Genomic DNA, 1,751 nt, shown 5'->3' on the forward strand with positions numbered 1-1,751 from the left:
TGAGAGTAGACCTCTCAAAACTAAACAAAGTTTCAACTATCGTGTGTAGGTTTCCGTTATATCCTTAGAAAGGAGGTGATCCAGCCGCAGGTTCTCCTACGGCTACCTTGTTACGACTTCACCCCAATCATCTGTCCCACCTTAGACGGCTGGCTCCTATTGGTTACCTCACCGGCTTTGGGTGTTACAAACTCTCATGGTGTGACGGGCGGTGTGTACAAGGCCCGGGAACGTATTCACCGCGGCATGCTGATCCGCGATTACTAGCGATTCCGACTTCATGTAGGCGAGTTGCAGCCTACAATCCGAACTGAGAACGGCTTTAAGAGATTAGCTAAACCTCGCGGTTTCGCGACTCGTTGTACCGTCCATTGTAGCACGTGTGTAGCCCAGGTCATAAGGGGCATGATGATTTGACGTCATCCCCACCTTCCTCCGGTTTGTCACCGGCAGTCTCACTAGAGTGCCCAACTTAATGCTGGCAACTAGTAATAAGGGTTGCGCTCGTTGCGGGACTTAACCCAACATCTCACGACACGAGCTGACGACAACCATGCACCACCTGTCATTCTGTCCCCGAAGGGAACACCTAATCTCTTAGGTTGTCAGAAGATGTCAAGACCTGGTAAGGTTCTTCGCGTTGCTTCGAATTAAACCACATGCTCCACCGCTTGTGCGGGCCCCCGTCAATTCCTTTGAGTTTCAACCTTGCGGTCGTACTCCCCAGGCGGAATGCTTAATGCGTTAGCTGCAGCACTGAAGGGCGGAAACCCTCCAACACTTAGCATTCATCGTTTACGGTGTGGACTACCAGGGTATCTAATCCTGTTTGCTACCCACACTTTCGAACCTCAGCGTCAGTTACAGACCAGAGAGCCGCTTTCGCCACTGGTGTTCTTCCATATATCTACGCATTTCACCGCTACACATGGAGTTCCACTCTCCTCTTCTGCACTCAAGTCTTCCAGTTTCCAATGCACGACTTCGGTTGAGCCGAAGGCTTTCACATCAGACTTAAAAAACCGCCTGCGTTCCCTTTACGCCCAATAAATCCGGACAACGCTTGCCACCTACGTATTACCGCGGCTGCTGGCACGTAGTTAGCCGTGGCTTTCTGGTTAGATACCGTCACTACATGAGCAGTTACTCTCACATACGTTCTTCTCTAACAACAGAGTTTTACGATCCGAAAACCTTCTTCACTCACGCGGCGTTGCTCCATCAGACTTTCGTCCATTGTGGAAGATTCCCTACTGCTGCCTCCCGTAGGAGTTTGGGCCGTGTCTCAGTCCCAATGTGGCCGATCAACCTCTCAGTTCGGCTACGTATCATCGCCTTGGTAAGCCATTACCTTACCAACTAGCTAATACGCCGCGGGTCCATCCAGAAGTGATAGCATAACCATCTTTCAAATAAAAACCATGTGGTTTTTATTATTATGCGGTATTAGCACCTGTTTCCAAGTGTTATCCCCCTCTTCTGGGCAGGTTACCCACGTGTTACTCACCCGTTCGCCACTCAAAACTTTCGGTGAATGCAAGCATTCGGTGAAAGTTTTGCGTTCGACTTGCATGTATTAGGCACGCCGCCAGCGTTCGTCCTGAGCCAGGATCAAACTCTCATTTTAAAAGTTTGTGACTCTTTATAATTAATTACTAGCGAATTGACTTCGCAAATGTTTGCTCTTGTACTAAACAAGAGACCCTACACATTTGATTTGTCGAAACTTTGTTCAGTTTTCAAAGGTCTAC

General features: G+C 48.9%; 1 rRNA gene. It reads right to left on the reverse strand.

Annotated elements, in window-relative coordinates:
* Nucleotides 1-68: 68 nt before the first annotated feature.
* Nucleotides 69-1,627 (reverse strand): 16S ribosomal RNA (locus FC80_RS01410).
* Between the last annotated feature and the right edge of the window lie 124 nt (nt 1,628-1,751).

This window comes from Liquorilactobacillus cacaonum DSM 21116 (assembly GCF_001436735.1).
GTDB lineage: Bacteria > Bacillota > Bacilli > Lactobacillales > Lactobacillaceae > Liquorilactobacillus > Liquorilactobacillus cacaonum.